This window comes from Rhodoplanes tepidamans (assembly GCF_030813915.1).
In the GTDB taxonomy this organism is placed as follows: domain Bacteria; phylum Pseudomonadota; class Alphaproteobacteria; order Rhizobiales; family Xanthobacteraceae; genus Rhodoplanes; species Rhodoplanes tepidamans.
This window is the reverse complement of sequence record NZ_JAUSUJ010000010.1, coordinates 180,578-196,307: the sequence shown is the minus strand read 5'-3', so window position 1 is coordinate 196,307 and position 15,730 is coordinate 180,578. Positions and strand designations below refer to the sequence as shown.

Genomic DNA, 15,730 nt, shown 5'->3' with positions numbered 1-15,730 from the left:
CCGACGGTCGGGGCGGATGCCGCGCGGCCGTCGCGGACGAGCGTTACGGGCCCGGCCGGCGGCTTGACTCGGCGCGCCGCCGGACGGTACGGCAACCCGACCAATTCGACTTGCGAATCCGGGACATAGCGGAAACACAGGGACACGCGAAGGAAACGGCGGTGGGATCATGAGGAAGGTCTACAAGGATCCGTCCACGGCCCTGGCGGGGCTGATCCAGGACGGGATGACGATCATGTCGGGCGGCTTCGGCCTCTGCGGCATTCCCGAGAGCCTGATCAAGGCCGTGCGCGACTCGGGCGCCAAGAACCTGACCGTCATCTCCAACAATGCCGGCGTCGACGGCATCGGGCTGGGCATCCTGCTGGAGACCCGGCAGATCCGGAAGATGATCTCGTCCTATGTGGGCGAGAACAAGCTGTTCGCCCAGCAGTTCCTGTCCGGGGACCTGGAGCTCGAGTTCAACCCGCAGGGCACGCTCGCCGAGCGCATCCGGGCCGGCGGCGCCGGCATCCCGGCCTTCTACACCAAGACCGGCGTCGGCACCGTGATCGCCGAGGGCAAGGAGGTGCGCGAGTTCGGCGGCGAGAAATACGTGATGGAGACCGGCCTCGTCGCCGACATCGCGCTCGTCCACGCCTGGATGGGCGACAGCGAAGGCAATCTCGTCTACCGGAAGACCGCCCGCAACTTCAATCCGATGATGGCGACGGCCGGGAAGATCACGGTCGCCGAGGTCGAGCACCTGGTCGAGCCCGGCTCGTTCGATCCCGACCACATCGTCACGCCCGGCATCTTCGTGCAGCGGATCGTGCAGGTGCAGGCGGAGAAGCACATCGAGCAGCGGACCACGCGCAAGCGCGGCGAGATGGAAGTGCCCGCCGGCGCCGGGGAGGAAGTGTGATGGCCTGGACCCGTGACCAGATGGCCGCCCGCGCGGCCCGCGAGCTGAAGGACGGCTTCTACGTCAATCTCGGCATCGGCATCCCGACGCTCGTCTCCAACTACATCCCGGACGGCGTCAAGGTGGTGCTGCAGAGCGAGAACGGCATGCTCGGCATGGGCCCGTTCCCGCTGGAGGGCGACGAGGACGCCGACCTCATCAACGCCGGCAAGCAGACCATCACGGAGCTGCCGACGACCAGCTACTTCTCCTCGGCCGACTCCTTCGGGATGATCCGCGGCGGCCACATCGACCTGTCGATCCTGGGCGCCATGCAGGTCGCCGAGAACGGCGACCTCGCCAATTGGATGATCCCGGGCAAGATGGTGAAGGGCATGGGCGGCGCCATGGACCTGGTCGCCGGCGTCAAGAAGGTGGTGGTGGTGATGGAGCACGTCGCCAAGGACGGGCCGAAGCTCCTGCACCGCTGCAACCTGCCGCTCACCGGCGCCAACGTGGTCGACATGGTGATCACGGATCTCGGCGTGTTCACCATCGACAAGCACGGCCCGGGCGGCATGACCCTGGTCGAGCTCGCCGACGGCGTCACGCTCGACGACATCGAGGCCAACACCGAGGCGAGCTTCCAGGTCGCGCTGGCGAAGGCCGCCTGACGGCGGCGGGCCGCGGCACCAGGGGGCGCTCTCCAGACCTCTCTCCGCACGCGGGGAGAGGCCGGGCGAGGCGCCCTTCTCGGACCGCGATCTCGTCCAAAAGCCCTTCCGCGACCGACTCTTGCGGCCACGAAAGGGTCACAGAGATCGCGCAGGGTCGGAGCCGATCGGCCGGCGTCTGCCCGGCTCAACCCGAAAAAACGGATCCGTCGTCCCGTGAGCGTCCCCACCGGCTTCAAGCGTCTCGCCGCCGCCGTCTCCGCGGTGGTGGTGGGGGGCCTCGTGGTGCTCGGGGTGGCGTCGTATCTGGTCTCGGTCGACGCCGCCCGCGATGCCGTGACGGCCGAGGTGCGCAGCGTCACCGGGCTCGAGCCGACCGTGCGGGGCGCCTCGACCCTGTCGATGTTCCCGTCGCCGCGGGTGTCGCTCGGCGACGTCGCCCTCGCCGGCTATGCCGAGGACTCCTCTCCCTTCGTCGCCGAGGCGCTGGTCGCCAATGTGCGCTGGCTGCCGCTGCTCACCGGCCGCATCGAGATCGCCGACATCGCCCTGGTGCGGCCCCACATCACCGTGACGTTCGACGCCGAGGGCCGCTCCAACTGGTCGCCGCTGGTCGACACGCTCGCCCGCGCCATGCGGCCCGATCCGCAGGTGGAGCCGCGCACCCTGTCGTTCTCGGAGATCCGGATCACCGACGGCACCGTGGTGCTGCGGGAGCCCGGCCGTGCCGTCGACGAGACGCTGGAAGGCGTCGAGCTGTCGCTCGCCTGGCCGTCGATCGCCAAGAGCTTCGCCGCCACCGGCCGCGTCACCTGGCGGGACGAGCCGCTCGACCTGTCGCTGGCGATCAGCGACTTCCCGGCGGCGCTCGCCGGCGACACGTCCGGCCTCAAGCTGCGCATCGGCGGGGTGCCGCTCAAGGTCGCCTTCGAGGGCGCCATGAGCATGCGCCCGAGCCTGAAGATCGACGGCACCCTGGCCGCCGACGCGACCTCGCTGCGCGGCGCCATGGGCTGGATCTCGGGCCGGCCGCTCTACGGCGTCGGGCTCGGCCGCTTCGCCGTGAAGGCCCGGACCAACGTGGTCAGCGGCACCGTCGCCCTGTCCAACCTCAACATCGAGCTCGACGGCAACGCCGCCGAGGGCGTCCTCACCTACGGGCTGCGCGGCCGCCGCACCCTGCAGGGGACGCTGGCGGTCGACACCCTCGACCTGACGCCCTACGCCTCGGCGATGCGGCTGATGGCCTCCGACTCGCGCGACTGGAACCGCAAGCCGATCGGCCTCGACTGGTTCGACGATCTCGACCTCGACCTGCGCGTCTCGGCCGCCCGGGTGCTGACGCCGCAGACGCGGTTCGGCCGCACGGCGGCGGCGGCGACGCTGCGCGACGGCCGCCTGGTCGTCACGGTCGGCGAGACCCACGCGTTCAACGGCGTCATCACCGGCACGCTGGCGGTCGACAGGACCGCCGACGGGGCGGCGATGCGCTCGCAGCTGGCGCTCAAGAACGTCGATCTCGAGACCTGCCTCGCCGAGCTGATCGGGGTGCGCCGGGTGGAGGGCAAGGGCAACGTGCTGGTGAGCCTCGACGGCACCGGATCGAGCGTGCTCGGCGTCACCCGCACCCTCAACGGCAACGTCTCGCTCAAGGCCGTCAACGGCGCCCTGCTGGGCGTCAATGTCGAGCAGCTGCTGCGCCGGCTGGAGCGCCGGCCGCTCGCCGGCAGCGCCGACTTCCGCTCCGGCCGCACGCCGTTCGAGACGCTCACCGTCGTCCTCAAGATCACCCAGGGCACCGCCCATGCCGACGAGGCGCGCTTCGAGGGCGGCAATGTCCGGCTCGCCGTCGGCGGCTCCGCCTCGGTGCCGGCCCGCGAGCTCGACCTCACCGGCACGGCGACCCTGCTGGCCGCCTCGATCGAGCAGCCGCCGACCTTCGAGCTGCCGTTCTTCGTCCAGGGCACCTGGGACGACCCGATCATGCTGCCCGACACCCAGGCGCTGATCCGCCGCTCCGGCGCCGCTGCGCCGCTGCTCGACGCGGTCTCCGCCGACAAGCGGGCCCGCGACGCGGTGCGCTCGGCGATCGAGCGGCTCGGCGGCAGCGACGGCGCCGCCACGCTGCGCCGTCTCGGCGTGCCCGTGCCGGTGCCCGAAACGGCGCCGGAGGGCGACCAGGCCACCGCCGCCCCGCCGCCCGAGCCGGCCCCGCCGCTGGCCGAGGTGCCGACCCGGTAGGGTCCGGGCCCACGGCCTCCCGACTCGCGCGGCCGGCCAGTCCCGGCCGGGCGTTGCTGTATGATGGCTCGCCGCGAATCGGCCGGCCGTGCCGGCGTCGAGGGGGTGGAGCCCGGGACGATGTGGAGAGTGCTGCACACCGTGGTCAAGATCGCGGTCGCCTCGCTGATCGTCGGCACAATCCTGGCCCATTTCGGCATCACGCTGGATGCGCTGATCGGCGAGCTCGGCGTCTCGCCCGAGCAGGTGGCACAGTCGGTCCGCCGCGCCGCCGCCGTGGTGCTGCCCAACCTCCTGCTCGGCGCCGTGATCATCGTGCCGATCTGGGCCCTGATCGTGATCCTCCGCCCGCCCGGCCAGAGCAGCGAGTGACGGGCGGCCCACCCGGCCGGCCCCTCGCGTAGAACGGGTCCTTTTACGTCGCCTTAACCACGTCATGGTTAATGCTTTGCGGCGCCGGCGGTGCGTCCGGCGGCAGCGCGGAGTGGGCCATGCGTGGGCGTCTGTTCGGGGTGATGTCGGCCGTTCTGATCGCCGCCTCGCCCGTTGCCGCGGCCGATCTCGGCGCGCCGTTCGCCCCGCTGCTGCGGCCGACGCTGGCGCCGGCCTGGAGCCTCGAGGCGGGCGGGCGCTACTGGTACAGCGCCGGCCGCAACGCCTACGACTACTTCGCCGACGGGGCCGGCACGACGCGCATCTCGCGCCTCGACTACGACGGGCTCGACGCCCATTCGGGCGAGGCCTTCTTCCGCCTCGACAATGCCGGCGGCCTGTTCCTCAAGGGCTATGTCGGCGGCGGCCTGCCGCGCGGCGGCACCCTCTACGACGAGGACTTCCCGCCGCTGTTCACGCCCTATTCGAAGACCGACAGCGAGGCGAGCGGCAAGCTCCTCTACGCCAGCGTCGACGTCGGCTTCACGCTGTGGGACGGGCGGGCCACCGGCAGCCTGCCGCTGCGGTTCGGCGCCTTCGCCGGGTACCACTATCGGCACGAGACGATCGACGCCTATGGCTGCCGCCAGATCGGCGGCGGCAACGTGTGCAGCGCCACGGTCCTGCCGACCTCGGTCATGGTGATCACCGAGGACGACACCTGGCACACGCTGCGGCTCGGCGGCGTGGTCGACGTGTGGTTCACGCCGGCCGTCAAGCTGACCGCCGAGGCGGCCTACGGCCGGGTCTGGCAGTCGGCCGTCGACACCCACTACTTCACCTTCGGGGCCGACCCCGCGGACGGCTCCGGCGACGCCTTCCAGACCGAGGCGGTGCTGAGCTGGCAGGTCACGTCGCTGCTCAACGTGGGCGTCGGCGGACGCTGGTGGCACCAGCAGACCGAGGCGACGGACGCCTTCGGTCAGCTGCTCAAGTACAAGACCGACCGCTACGGCGTGTTCGCCCAGGCGAGCGTCACGCTCGGCGGGCCGTAGCCGCCCGGGGCACGACACGGCCCGCGCCTGCGGGCGGCGGACTGCCGCCCGTCAGGACGACACCGCCTCGCGCCGCTCGGCCCGCCGCGTCGCCAGCGAGGCGAGGATCACCACCACGGCCGTGACGGCGATGAAGATCGTGCACACGGCGTTGATCTCCGGCTTCACCCCGAGCCGCACCTCCGAATAGATGCGGATCGGCAGCGTCGTCGCGCCCGGTCCGGTGGTAAAGCTGGCGATCACGAGATCGTCGAGCGACAGCGAGAAGGCGAGCAGGAAGCCCGCCGCGATGCCGGGCGCGATCACCGGCAGCGTGACGGTGAGGAAGGTCCGCAGCGGCGGGCAGCCGAGATCCTGGGCCGCCTCCTCGAGGCTGCGGTCGAAGCCGGCGAGGCGCGACTGCACGACGACGGCGACGAAGCACATGGTCAGCGTGGTGTGGGCGATCGTCACCGTGGCGGCGCCGCGCTCGAAGCCGACGGCGACGAACAGGAGGAGCAGCGACAGGCCGGTGATCACCTCCGGCATCACCAGCGGCGCGTAGATCATGGCCGCGAAGGGCAGCCGGCCGCGGAAGCGGCCGAGCCGGGTCAAGGCGAGCGCCGCGAGCGTGCCCAGCACGGTGGCGAGCGTCGCCGAGGCGAGCGCGATGCCGAGCGAGGTCAGCGCCGCCTCCTGCAGGGCGCGGTCCTGCATCAGCGCCACGTACCAGCGCGTCGAGAAGCCGCCCCACACGGTGACCAGCCGCGAGGCGTTGAACGAGTAGACGACGAGAATCAGGATCGGCACGTACAGGAAGGCGAGGCCGAGCGCGAGCGAGACGAGATTGAAGGGCGAAAGGCGGCGCATCTCAGCGACCCTCGCGGATCTGGCGCGACTGCAGCGCCTCGTAGCCGGCGATCGGCCCGACCAGCAGCACCAGCAGCACCACGGCGATCGCCGAGGCGACCGGCCAGTCCTTGTTGGAGAAGAACTCGGTCCACAGCGTCTGGCCGATCATCATGGTCTCCGAGCTGCCGAGCAGGTCGGGAATCACGAACTCGCCGACGATCGGGATCATGCACAGGAGGCATCCGGCGCCGACGCCGGGCAGGATCAGCGGCACGGTGACGAGCCAGAAGCTCTTCCAGCGCGGGCAGCCGAGATCGGCGGCCGCCTCCATCAGCGTCTCGTCGAGCTTCTGCAGGCTGGCGTAGAGCGGCAGCACCATGAAGGGCAGGTAGGAGTAGACGATGCCGATGATCACGGCAGTGTCGGTGGCGAGCCAGACCGGCGGCGTGTCGACGAGCCCGAGCGCGAGGAGGGCCTGATTCAACAGGCCGTCGTGCTGCAGGATGGTCATCCAGGCGTAGATGCGGATCAGGAACGAGGTCCAGAACGGCAGCATCACGGCGACGACCAGGAGCGGCTGCAGCCGCGCCGGCGCCCGCGCCATCGCATGCGCGATCGGCAGGCCGATCACCAGCAGGATCGCGGTCGACACCAGCGCCACCTGCAGGCTCTTCAGATAGGAGAAGAGATAGAGGTCGTCGCTCGCGATCAGCCCGTAGGTCTCGGTCGAGAGGGCGCGGACGAAGTCGGCGATCCCCGAGAGGCCCGCCGAGAGGTCGAGCACCGGCGTGTAGGGCGGCTGCGCGATCGCGGTCTGCGACAGGCTGATCCGCCCGACGATCAGGAACGGCACCAGGAAGAAGGCGACCAGCCACAGATAGGGCAGGGCGACGATCAGCCGCTCGCCGGGGGAGGTTCTCCGATCGGTGACGTCGGGCATGGCCTTCACTCGCCGGTCGTTCCGGGGCGCGCGCCTCCGGCTCGCGAACCCGGAGTCCAGCCACGCGCGCCGTGAGTGTGGTTGGATTCCGGGTTCGCGGCTTCGCCGCGCCCCGGAATGACGACCGTGCTGCGCATCCTCCTCACTCGGTCAGCACCGCGGCGGCGGCGGGCGGGAAGGACAGCCGGACGGTGTCGTCCCAGCCGATGGCGGGCGTGGTGTGCCGGTGCGCGTTGGTCACCGAGGCCTTCAGCACGGTGCCGTCGTCGAGCCGCACCTTGTAGACCGAGATGTCGCCGAGATAGCCGATGTCGGCCACCTTGCCGGCGACGCTGTTGACCGGTGCCGCGCCGGCCACGTCCGCGCCGGCCGCATCTGCGCCGGTCGCGACCGCGAACTTCTCCGGCCGCACCGCCAGCGTGACCGCGTCGCCCGTCTGCACGGGCGGCGCCCCGGCGGCCCGGAAGCGGCGGCCGGCGGCGTCGGCGATCTCGATCCCGTCGCTGGCGATCGCCGCCACCGTGCCGTCGATCAGGTTGACGTCGCCGATGAAGCCGGCGACCCAGCGCGAGCGCGGCTGCTCGTAGATCTCGGCCGGCGTGCCGACCTGGGCGAGGCGGCCGTGGTTCATCACGCCGATGCGGTCCGCCATGGTCATCGCCTCCTCCTGGTCGTGGGTGACGATCACGAAGGTGGTGGCGAGCCGCTCCTGCAGGGCCATCAGCTCGAACTGGGTCTCCTCCCGTAGCTTCTTGTCGAGCGCCGCCAGCGGCTCGTCGAGGAGGAGCACCTTGGGATGCTTGGCGAGCGCGCGGGCGAGCGCGACGCGCTGGCGCTGGCCGCCGGAGAGCTGGTGCGGCCTGCGGCCGCCGAGCCCTTCGAGCCGCACGAGGCGCAGCATCTCGGCGACGCGCGCGTCGATCTCCGGCCTGGGCAGCCGCTCCTGCTTCAGCCCGAAGGCGATGTTGCCGGCGACGGTGAGGTGGGGAAACAGCGCGTAGCTCTGGAACATCATGTTGACGGGCCGCTGCCAGGGCGGCACCGCCGCGATGTCCTCGCCGGCCAGCAGGATGCGGCCGTCGTCGGGTCGCTCGAAGCCGGCCAGCATGCGCAGCAGCGTGGTCTTGCCGCAGCCGGAGGGGCCGAGCAGGGCGAAGAACTCGCCTTCGCGAATGTCGAGGCCGAGGCGATCGACCGCGGTGACGTCGGCGAAGCGCCGCGTCACCGTGTCGAACCGCACCATGGGGCGATGCTTCTCCGCGCGGTCGCCCGCAGGGCGGGCGTCGCGTCCGGCGGGGCGGGCGGGGGTCGGGGCCACGGCTCGGGGCATCGGGGGTCCGCTGCGATGGAGGCCAGGTCGGGTCCTGCTCGGGGTCCTGCTCGGCCCCTTGATGGGGAGCGACGGCGCGCGGATCAACCGGAATCTTCGCTATGGTCGCGGACGCGGTGATTCGCCGGCCGGGGCGGGCCGGACGACGGGGCGCGGCGCGCCGGGCAGGGGGGACGGAATGGATTTCAGCGGACGGCACGTGGTGGTGACGGGCGGCACCGGGGCGCTCGGCAGCGGCGTGGTGGCGGCCCTGGTCGAGGCGGGCGCCGTCTGTCACGTCCCCTATCAGCGCGAGAGCGCCGCGGCGGCGTTTCCGATGCGCGACCACGCGCGTGTGATCCTCTACGGCGAGATGGACCTCGGCGACGCCGAGGCCGTGGACGGGCTCTACGAACGGCTGCCGCCGCTGTGGGCGTCGATCCACCTCGCCGGCGGCTTCGCCTTCGGCCCCCTGCGGGATCTCGACGAGGACGTGCTGCGCCAGCAGATCGACGTCAATCTCGTCACCTGCGCCCTGTGCTGCCGGGCGGCACTGCGCGCCTTCTCGCGCGGGCGGAACGGCGGCCGCATCGTCAACGTGGCGGCGCGGCCGGCGCTCGAATGGCGCACCGGCGCCGGCATGGCGATCTACGCCGCCGCCAAGGCGGCGGTCGCGGCGCTGACCGTGGCGCTCGCCGAGGAGGTGGCCAAGGAGGGGGTGCTGGTCAACGCCGTCGCCCCATCGATCATGGACACGCCGACCAACCGCCAGGACATGCCCAGGGCCGACCTCTCGGCCTGGCCCAAGGTCGAGGAGGTGGCCGCCACCATCCTGTTCCTCGCCTCCCCCGACAACCGCGTCACCCGCGGCGCCGTGGTGCCCGTGTACGGCAAGGCGTGAGCGGCGGTCAGCGGCCGCGCCGGGCGCGGACCGTCTTCGCCGGCGCATAGGGCCGGAACGCCGCCGCGAGGTCGGTGGCGGGTGCCGGTCCCGGGTCGACCCGCAGGCGCTGCTCGACATGCTGGAAGTGGTGGGCCGACAGGGCGACGGCGCGCGCGACGTCGCGGGCCCGCAGGGCTTCGACGATGGCGCCGTGCTCGTCGACGGCGCAGATCGACTGGCTCGCCGGCTCGTAGACCGACACCATGACGGACGACCGGCTGAGCAGGTCGCGCAGGATGCGCGACAGCTCGGCATTGCCGACCGCGTCGACCAGCAGCAGGTGGAACGCGCCGGACAGCCGCACCGAGGCGCTACGGTCGCCGCGCTCGGCGGCGGCGCGCTCCTCGGCGAGATGCGCGTCGAGCCGCGCCAGGACCGCGTCGTCCAGCCTGGGCAGCAGCGCCATCAGCACGCCGGCCTCCAGCACCCGGTGCGCTTCGTAGATCGCGCGGATCTCGGCGAGGGTCGGCTGCGGCACGCGGGCGCCGCGGTTGGGGATGATCTCGATCCGCCGCTCGGCGCCGAGCCGGTGCAGCACCTTGCGGATGCGCTCGCGCGACACGCCGAAGATCTCCGCCAGCCGGTGCTCGGCCAGCTTGGTGCCGGCCCGCAGCGACCCGTCCATGACGGCGCGGGCGATCGCCGCGTGGATCGCCTCGTCGGTCTCCGGATCGGCCTTGGGGGCCCGTGGCTGTCGGCTCGGCACGCATCTCTCCCGGGGCGCCGCAGAAATGTGCACATTAATCCAGAGAATGTGCACATTTTGTCGGGGCAATCCCCAGCCGCGACAATAGTCTTCAACTAAGCCGTTGCAAACACGGGAACATAGAAAAATGTGCACAACTGGCCCGGGGCTTGCTTTGCTGGCCGTGTAGCGCCGTTCGGCCCGCAGTGAGGACACCGATGACCCGAGACCTCCGACCCATCCGTCGCGGCCTTTCCCGCCGCTCCGTCCTGCAGCTCGGCGGAGGCGCCGTCGCGGGCGCCGTCGCCGGCATCGCCTGCCCGGCCGTGGTGCGGGCGGCGCCCAGGGAGATCGTGGTCGGCGGCCCCGCCGGCGCGGCCCGCTACCTCAACGCCGACGTCTTCCCGGTCATCGAGAAGAAGCTCGACGCCAAGATCCTCTACGAGGGAACGAACTCGCTCACCAACCTGCAGAAGATGCAGGCCGACAAGGCGAGCCCCAAGATGTCGGTCGTGATCATGGACGATCCGGTGATGATCCCGGCCGCCGCCGAGGGGCTGATCACGCCGATGACGGCGTCCGCGGTGCCCAATCTCGGCCGGCTGGTGCCGGGCGCCGTGCATCGCGACGGCCTGTGGGCGAACTATCAGAAGCCGTGGGCCGGCATCGCCTTCTCGACCCGCCGGATGAAGCAGCCGCCGGCGCGCTGGGCCGACCTGTGGGACGCGCGCTACGGCCAGAAGGTGATCGTGCCGTCGATCCAGAACACCGAAGGCTACTGGACGCTGCTGGTCGCGGCGCATCTCGAGACCGGCAAGCCGTTCAAGGAGGCCCAGTACGAGATCGATGCGGCCTTCAGGAAGCTGAAGAGCCTCAAGCCGAACCTGCTGAGCGTCTACACCAACGCGCCGCAGGCCATCAATCTGCTGGAGCAGGGCGAGGCGTGGATGATCGGCGGCCAGTTCTCGGCCTACACGCTGATCCGCAAGGCCGAGGGCTCGCCCGTCGACCTCGCGATTCCCGCCGAGGGCGGCTTCGCCATGCCGTCCGGCATCGCCAAGGTGAAGGGGGCGCCGGCCGACGGGCTCGCCGACGCCGTGATCGACGCGGTCCTGTCGCCCGAGATTCAGTCGATCCTCGCCACCAGGGCCTTCGTGGCGCCGACCAACCCGGCCGCCACCACGCCGGCCGGCTTCCCCGACAGCGCCGCGCTGTTCGCCCCCGACTGGGCCTTCTTCGCCAAGGAGCGGGCCGGCTGGACCGAGCGATGGATCAAGGAGATGGCATGACCGCTCCGGACGCGCCCCCGCACGTCGCCGTCCGCCGTGTCTCCAAGCGATACGGCCCCCTCACGGTGCTCGACCGCGTCGACCTCACGGTCGACCGCGGCGAGCTGGTGACGCTGCTCGGTCCGTCGGGCTGCGGCAAGACCACGCTGCTCCGCCTCGTAGCGGGGCTGGCAACGCCGGAGGAGGGCACGATCGCCATCGCCGGCCGCGACGTCACCCGCGTCCCGCCCCATCGCCGCAATGTCGGCGTGGTGTTCCAGAGCTACGCGCTGTTCCCGCACCTGACCGTCGCCGGCAATGTCGCCTTCGGCCTGTCGGTGCGCGGGCGTCGGCGAGACGAGATCGACCGCGCCGTGGCCCGCACCCTGTCGCTGGTGCGGCTCGAGCATCTCGGCGCGCGCCGCGTGTCGGCGCTGTCCGGCGGCCAGCAGCAGCGGGTGGCGCTCGCCCGCGCGCTGGCGGTCGAGCCCGAGGTGCTGCTGTTCGACGAGGCGCTCTCGGCCCTCGACCGCAACCTGCGCGAGGAGATGCAGGTGGAGCTGCGGCGTCTCCTGCGCGAGATCGGCGCCACCGCGATCTTCGTCACCCACGACCAGGACGAGGCGCTCACCATGTCGGACCGCATCGCCGTGATGAACGGCGGCCGCATCGAGCAGCTCGCCGATCCCAAGACCCTGTACGAGCGCCCCGCGACGCTGTTCACGCTCGGCTTCGTCGGGCAGTCGACGCGGCTGCGCGGCACCGTGGCGGCGGCGGGCGACGGCATGGTCGCGGTCGACACGCCGGTCGGGCGCGTCGCGGCGATGGGGCAGTTCCTGGCGGGCTCTTCGGTGGTGGTCGCGACCCGCCCCGAGCATCTGCGGGTCGTCGCCGACACGGTCGGCCACGAGGGTTCGGACCGCGCCCGCAACAGCGTCGACGGCCGCATCCGGGCCGTGATCTTCCAGGGCTCGCGCAGCCGCATCGAGGTCGCGGCCGGTGACCAGGTCCTGCTCGCCGAGGCGCCCGGGCGCATCGCCTCGGCGCTGAACCCCGGCGACGCGGCCCGGCTGGTCTGGCCCGTGGCCGAGACCTTCGCCTATCCGGATCCGGAGGCGCGCGCATGACCGCGACCGAGCTGCCCGCACCGTCCCCGGTCGTGTCGCCGGCGCCGGATCGCGAGCGCTGGCTGGCGATCGGCTTCGCCGGCCCGGCGACGCTCGTGCTCGTCGTGCTGTTCGCCCTGCCGCTGGCGCTCCTGTTCACGGCGAGCGTCGCCGGCCCGGCCGGGCTGACCCTGTCGGAGTACGAGAAGCTCGCGACGCCGCATTATCTCGGCGTGATCTGGAACTCGCTGCGGCTCGCGCTGCTCACCACGGGTATCGCCTTCCTGATCGGCTATCCGGCGTCCTTCGCGCTCGCCCGCGCCCGCGGCGTGCTGCGCAGCGTGATGCTGGCGGCGCTGTTCCTGCCGCTCGCCGCGAGCGTCATCGTCAAGGCCTTCGCCTGGACGATCCTGCTGCGCAGCGACGGGCTGGTGAACACCGTGCTGATCGCGCTCGGCATCGTCGACGAGCCGATCCGCATGATCTTCACCGAGACGGCGCTGATCGTCGGCGCCGTGAACATCTTTCTCCCGTTCATGATCCTGCCGATCTACGCCGTGGTCGCCCAGCTCGACCATCGCCTCGTCGAGGCGGCCGCGACGCTCGGGGCGTCGCCCGTCGTCGCCTTCGTGCGGGTGGTGATGCCGCTGACCCTGCCCGGCATCATCGCCGGCGTCGCGCTGGTGTTCTCGCTCTCGGTCTCGGCCTATGTGGTGCCGACGCTCCTGATCGGCGAGCGCTATCCGACGCTCTCCACCACCATCGCGAAAGCCTTCCTGCTGGCGCGTCAGCCGGGGTTCGGCGCCGCGGCCGGCGTCGTGCTGCTCGCCATAACGCTGACGGCGGTCGCGCTCAGTGCGCGCCTCGGCCGCAGCGGAGGCTCGCGATGACGGCGCGCCTCGCGATCGGCTTCGCCTGGCTCGCCGCGCTCGCCGCGGTGCTGTTCCTGGCGGTGCCGCTCCTCACCGTGGTGGCGGCGAGCGTCTCGCCGACACCGGTGTTCGACCTGCCGCTCGAGGGGGCATCGCTGCGCTGGTACGCGCGCATCGGCCGGCTCGACGGCTTCTGGCCGGCACTGTCGCTGTCGCTGCAGATCGCGCTGCTGTCGACCGCGATCGCGCTTGTCATCGGCACGCTCGCCGCCATCGCCATCGTGCGCGGCCGGCTGCCCGGCGCCGAGACGCTGGCGACAGCCCTGGTGTCGCCGCTGATGATGCCGGGCCTCGTGCTCGGCATCGCACTGCTGCAGTATTTTCGCGCCGTGGGCTTCACGGCGACATGGAGCGCGCTGCTGCTCGCTCATCTCGTCGTGACGCTGCCCTACGTGGCCCGCACCATGATCGCCGGGCTGGCGCTGTTCGACTTCACCCTGGTCGAGGCGGCCCGCACGCTCGGCTGCACCTATGCGGGCGCGATCCTCCGGGTGATGGTCCCGGCGCTGGCGCCCTCCTTCCTCACCGCGGGGCTGTTCAGCTTCCTCGCCTCCTTCGACAACTATCCGGTGTCGATCTTCCTGACCGACGTGCGGACCAAGACGTTGCCCATCAAGATGCTCCAATACATCGAGGAGGCGCCCGACCCGACGCTGGCGGCGCTCTCCACCCTGATCCTCGCCGCCACCGTGATCCTGCTGGTCGCCAGCGACCGCCTGATCGGCCTGCACCGCATGGCGGGGACGAGCGAATGACCGCGCCCGTCAGCCTGCGGCGCCCCACGCGGCGCGATCTCGTCGGCTACGGCGGCAAGCCGCCGCATCCGCGCTGGCCGGGCGGAGCGCGCGTCGCCGTGTCGGTCGTCGTGAACTTCGAGGAGGGAGCGGAGCTTTCGGTGTCGGAGGGCGACCCGCGCAACGAAGGCATCTACGAGGTCGAGCACCGGCTCGACGGGCCCGATCCGTGCATCGAGAGCCATTTCGAGTACGGCACGCGGGCCGGCTGGTGGCGCGTGATGGACCTGCTCGACCGCCACGGCGTGACCGCGACGGTGAGCGCCTGCGGCCGCGCCGTCGAGCGCGTGCCCGAGATCGCCCGCGACGCGGCCGACCGCGGCCACGAGGTCGCGGCGCATGGCTGGCGGTGGGAGAGCCACGCCGGCATGGACGAGCGCACCGAGCGCGACCGCATCGCCCGCACGGTGCGGGCGATCGCCACGGCGACCGGCGCGCGGCCGGTCGGCTGGCACACGCGCTCGGCCGCCTCGCCCAACACAAGGCGGCTGCTGGTCGAGGAGGGCGGCTTCCTCTACGACAGCGACGCCTACAACGACGACCTGCCGTTCTTCGTCGCGGTCGGCGAGCGGCGGCACTTGGTGCTGCCCTACGCGTTCGACACCAACGACATGCATTTCCAGCACACCCAGCGCTTCAGCGGGGCGGACTTCGCCGACTACGTGATCGACGCCTTCGACTGGCTGGCGTGCGAAGGCGAGACGGCGCCCAAAATGATGTCGGTCGGCCTGCATCCGCGGATGATCGGCCGGCCGGGTCGCATGGGCGCGCTCGACCGGATTCTGACGCATGTCACGAGCTCCGGCACCGCCTGGATCGCGCCGCGACAGGCGATCGCGCGGCACTGGCTCGACACGTTCGGCGAAGCGGAGCGGCGGTGAGCGAGACACACGCGAGCGAGGCGGCACACCGCCAAAGGATCCTGGTGATCAATCCGAACACCTCGGAGCGGGTCACCGCGATTCTCCTGGGCGAGGCACGGCGGATCGCCGGCGACGTCGCGGAGGTGGAGGGCGTCACGGCGCCGTTCGGCGCCGCCTCGATCGAGTGCCGGGCCGAGCTCGCGATCGCCGCCCATGCCGTGCTGGAGGCGATCGCCGCGGCGCCGCCCTGCGCCGCCGCCGTCATCGCCGCGTTCGGCGATCCGGGCTTCGAGGCGGCCGCCGAGATCGCGCCCATGCCGGTGATCGGCCTCGCCCGCGCCGGCCTGACCGCTGCCGCGGCGGGCGGGCGCCGCTTCGCCGTCGTCACCCTCGGCCGCCACATGCGGACGGAGCTGGAACGCGCCGCGGCGACGGCCGGCGTCGCCGACCGGCTGGCCGCGATCCGCTTTCTCGACGGCAGCGTGCTCGATCTCGCGCACGACCGGCTGCAGTTTCTGGACGCGATGGTCGATGCCGCAGCCGCGTGTGTGGCCCAGGACGGTGCCGAGGCCGTGCTGTTCGGCGGCGCGCCCTTCGCCGGCGTCGGCCGCGATCTCGCCGGCCGCATCGCCGTGCCGGTGCTGGAAGGCCTCACATGCGCCATGCAGGAGGCGCTCGCGCTGCCGCTGATCGAGCCCCCCGCGCCGCCGACGCCGTCGCCGGATCTCCCCGCGAAGCCGAATGTCGGACTGTCGTCCGCCCTGGCCGGGCTGATCCACGGTCTGCTCTCGCCGCGGGCCGGAGACTGAGCCGCGGCGCCCCGTCACGGAACCG

At 71.8% G+C, this 15,730-nt stretch carries 16 protein-coding genes; 12 read left to right on the top strand and 4 right to left on the bottom strand.

Annotated elements, in window-relative coordinates:
- Nucleotides 1-169 precede the first annotated feature (169 nt).
- The 5 genes from J2S22_RS14055 (at nt 170) to J2S22_RS14035 (ending at nt 5,225) form a co-directional block, all read left to right on the top strand.
- Nucleotides 170-904: a CoA transferase subunit A gene (locus J2S22_RS14055; protein ID WP_272779070.1), complete on the top strand. Its 735-nt coding sequence runs from the start codon at nt 170-172 to the stop codon at nt 902-904.
- Complete coding sequence (locus J2S22_RS14050; RefSeq protein ID WP_272779071.1) at nt 904-1,557, top strand: 3-oxoacid CoA-transferase subunit B; 654 nt, start codon at nt 904-906, stop codon at nt 1,555-1,557. The genes J2S22_RS14055 and J2S22_RS14050 overlap by 1 nt, the downstream gene beginning before the upstream one ends.
- A 216-nt stretch (nt 1,558-1,773) precedes the next feature.
- Nucleotides 1,774-3,798: an AsmA family protein gene (locus J2S22_RS14045; protein WP_272779072.1), complete on the top strand. Its 2,025-nt coding sequence runs from the start codon at nt 1,774-1,776 to the stop codon at nt 3,796-3,798.
- A gap of 120 nt (nt 3,799-3,918) precedes the next feature.
- Complete coding sequence (locus J2S22_RS14040; RefSeq protein WP_272779073.1) at nt 3,919-4,170, top strand: hypothetical protein; 252 nt, start codon at nt 3,919-3,921, stop codon at nt 4,168-4,170.
- Between the two features lie 119 nt (nt 4,171-4,289).
- Complete coding sequence (locus J2S22_RS14035) at nt 4,290-5,225, top strand: hypothetical protein (protein ID WP_272779074.1); 936 nt, start codon at nt 4,290-4,292, stop codon at nt 5,223-5,225.
- Nucleotides 5,226-5,276: 51 nt separating this feature from the next.
- Here the strand turns inward: J2S22_RS14035 and J2S22_RS14030 are convergent, their stop codons facing one another.
- The 3 genes from J2S22_RS14030 to J2S22_RS14020 form a co-directional block, all read right to left on the bottom strand.
- Nucleotides 5,277-6,074 (bottom strand): ABC transporter permease, encoded by a 798-nt coding sequence (locus tag J2S22_RS14030; RefSeq protein WP_272779075.1) that lies wholly within the window; start codon nt 6,072-6,074, stop codon nt 5,277-5,279.
- A gap of 1 nt (nt 6,075) precedes the next feature.
- Nucleotides 6,076-6,996 carry an ABC transporter permease gene (locus J2S22_RS14025; protein ID WP_272779076.1) on the bottom strand — a complete coding sequence of 307 codons (921 nt, stop codon included), beginning with the start codon at nt 6,994-6,996 and terminating at the stop codon, nt 6,076-6,078.
- Nucleotides 6,997-7,138: 142 nt separating this feature from the next.
- Nucleotides 7,139-8,326, bottom strand: coding sequence for an ABC transporter ATP-binding protein (locus tag J2S22_RS14020; protein ID WP_370878208.1), 1,188 nt, complete (start codon nt 8,324-8,326; stop codon nt 7,139-7,141).
- Nucleotides 8,327-8,504: 178 nt separating this feature from the next.
- Here J2S22_RS14020 and J2S22_RS14015 point away from each other — a divergent pair, with 178 nt between their 5' ends.
- Nucleotides 8,505-9,206 (top strand): SDR family NAD(P)-dependent oxidoreductase, encoded by a 702-nt coding sequence (locus tag J2S22_RS14015; RefSeq protein ID WP_272779078.1) that lies wholly within the window; start codon nt 8,505-8,507, stop codon nt 9,204-9,206.
- Between the two features lie 7 nt (nt 9,207-9,213).
- Here the strand turns inward: J2S22_RS14015 and J2S22_RS14010 are convergent, their stop codons facing one another.
- Nucleotides 9,214-9,954 carry a GntR family transcriptional regulator gene (locus J2S22_RS14010; protein WP_272779079.1) on the bottom strand — a complete coding sequence of 247 codons (741 nt, stop codon included), beginning with the start codon at nt 9,952-9,954 and terminating at the stop codon, nt 9,214-9,216.
- Nucleotides 9,955-10,151: 197 nt separating this feature from the next.
- Between J2S22_RS14010 and J2S22_RS14005 the strand changes: the two genes are divergently transcribed.
- The 6 genes from J2S22_RS14005 to J2S22_RS13980 are packed head-to-tail and all read left to right on the top strand — an operon-like array spanning nt 10,152 to nt 15,705.
- Nucleotides 10,152-11,222: an extracellular solute-binding protein gene (locus J2S22_RS14005; protein ID WP_272779080.1), complete on the top strand. Its 1,071-nt coding sequence runs from the start codon at nt 10,152-10,154 to the stop codon at nt 11,220-11,222.
- Nucleotides 11,219-12,328, top strand: coding sequence for an ABC transporter ATP-binding protein (locus tag J2S22_RS14000; protein ID WP_272779081.1), 1,110 nt, complete (start codon nt 11,219-11,221; stop codon nt 12,326-12,328). The genes J2S22_RS14005 and J2S22_RS14000 overlap by 4 nt, the downstream gene beginning before the upstream one ends.
- On the top strand, nt 12,325-13,197 hold the full coding sequence (locus tag J2S22_RS13995) for an ABC transporter permease (protein WP_272779082.1): 873 nt from the start codon (nt 12,325-12,327) through the stop codon (nt 13,195-13,197). Before J2S22_RS14000 ends, J2S22_RS13995 begins: the two co-directional genes overlap by 4 nt.
- Complete coding sequence (locus J2S22_RS13990; RefSeq protein WP_272779083.1) at nt 13,194-13,994, top strand: ABC transporter permease; 801 nt, start codon at nt 13,194-13,196, stop codon at nt 13,992-13,994. The genes J2S22_RS13995 and J2S22_RS13990 overlap by 4 nt, the downstream gene beginning before the upstream one ends.
- Nucleotides 13,991-14,914, top strand: a complete 924-nt coding sequence (locus J2S22_RS13985) for a polysaccharide deacetylase family protein (protein ID WP_272779084.1) — start codon at nt 13,991-13,993, stop codon at nt 14,912-14,914. The genes J2S22_RS13990 and J2S22_RS13985 overlap by 4 nt, the downstream gene beginning before the upstream one ends.
- A complete protein-coding gene (locus J2S22_RS13980) occupies nt 14,911-15,705 on the top strand; it encodes an aspartate/glutamate racemase family protein (protein ID WP_272779085.1) in 795 nt (264 codons plus the stop codon). The genes J2S22_RS13985 and J2S22_RS13980 overlap by 4 nt, the downstream gene beginning before the upstream one ends.
- The last annotated feature ends 25 nt before the right edge of the window (nt 15,706-15,730 follow it).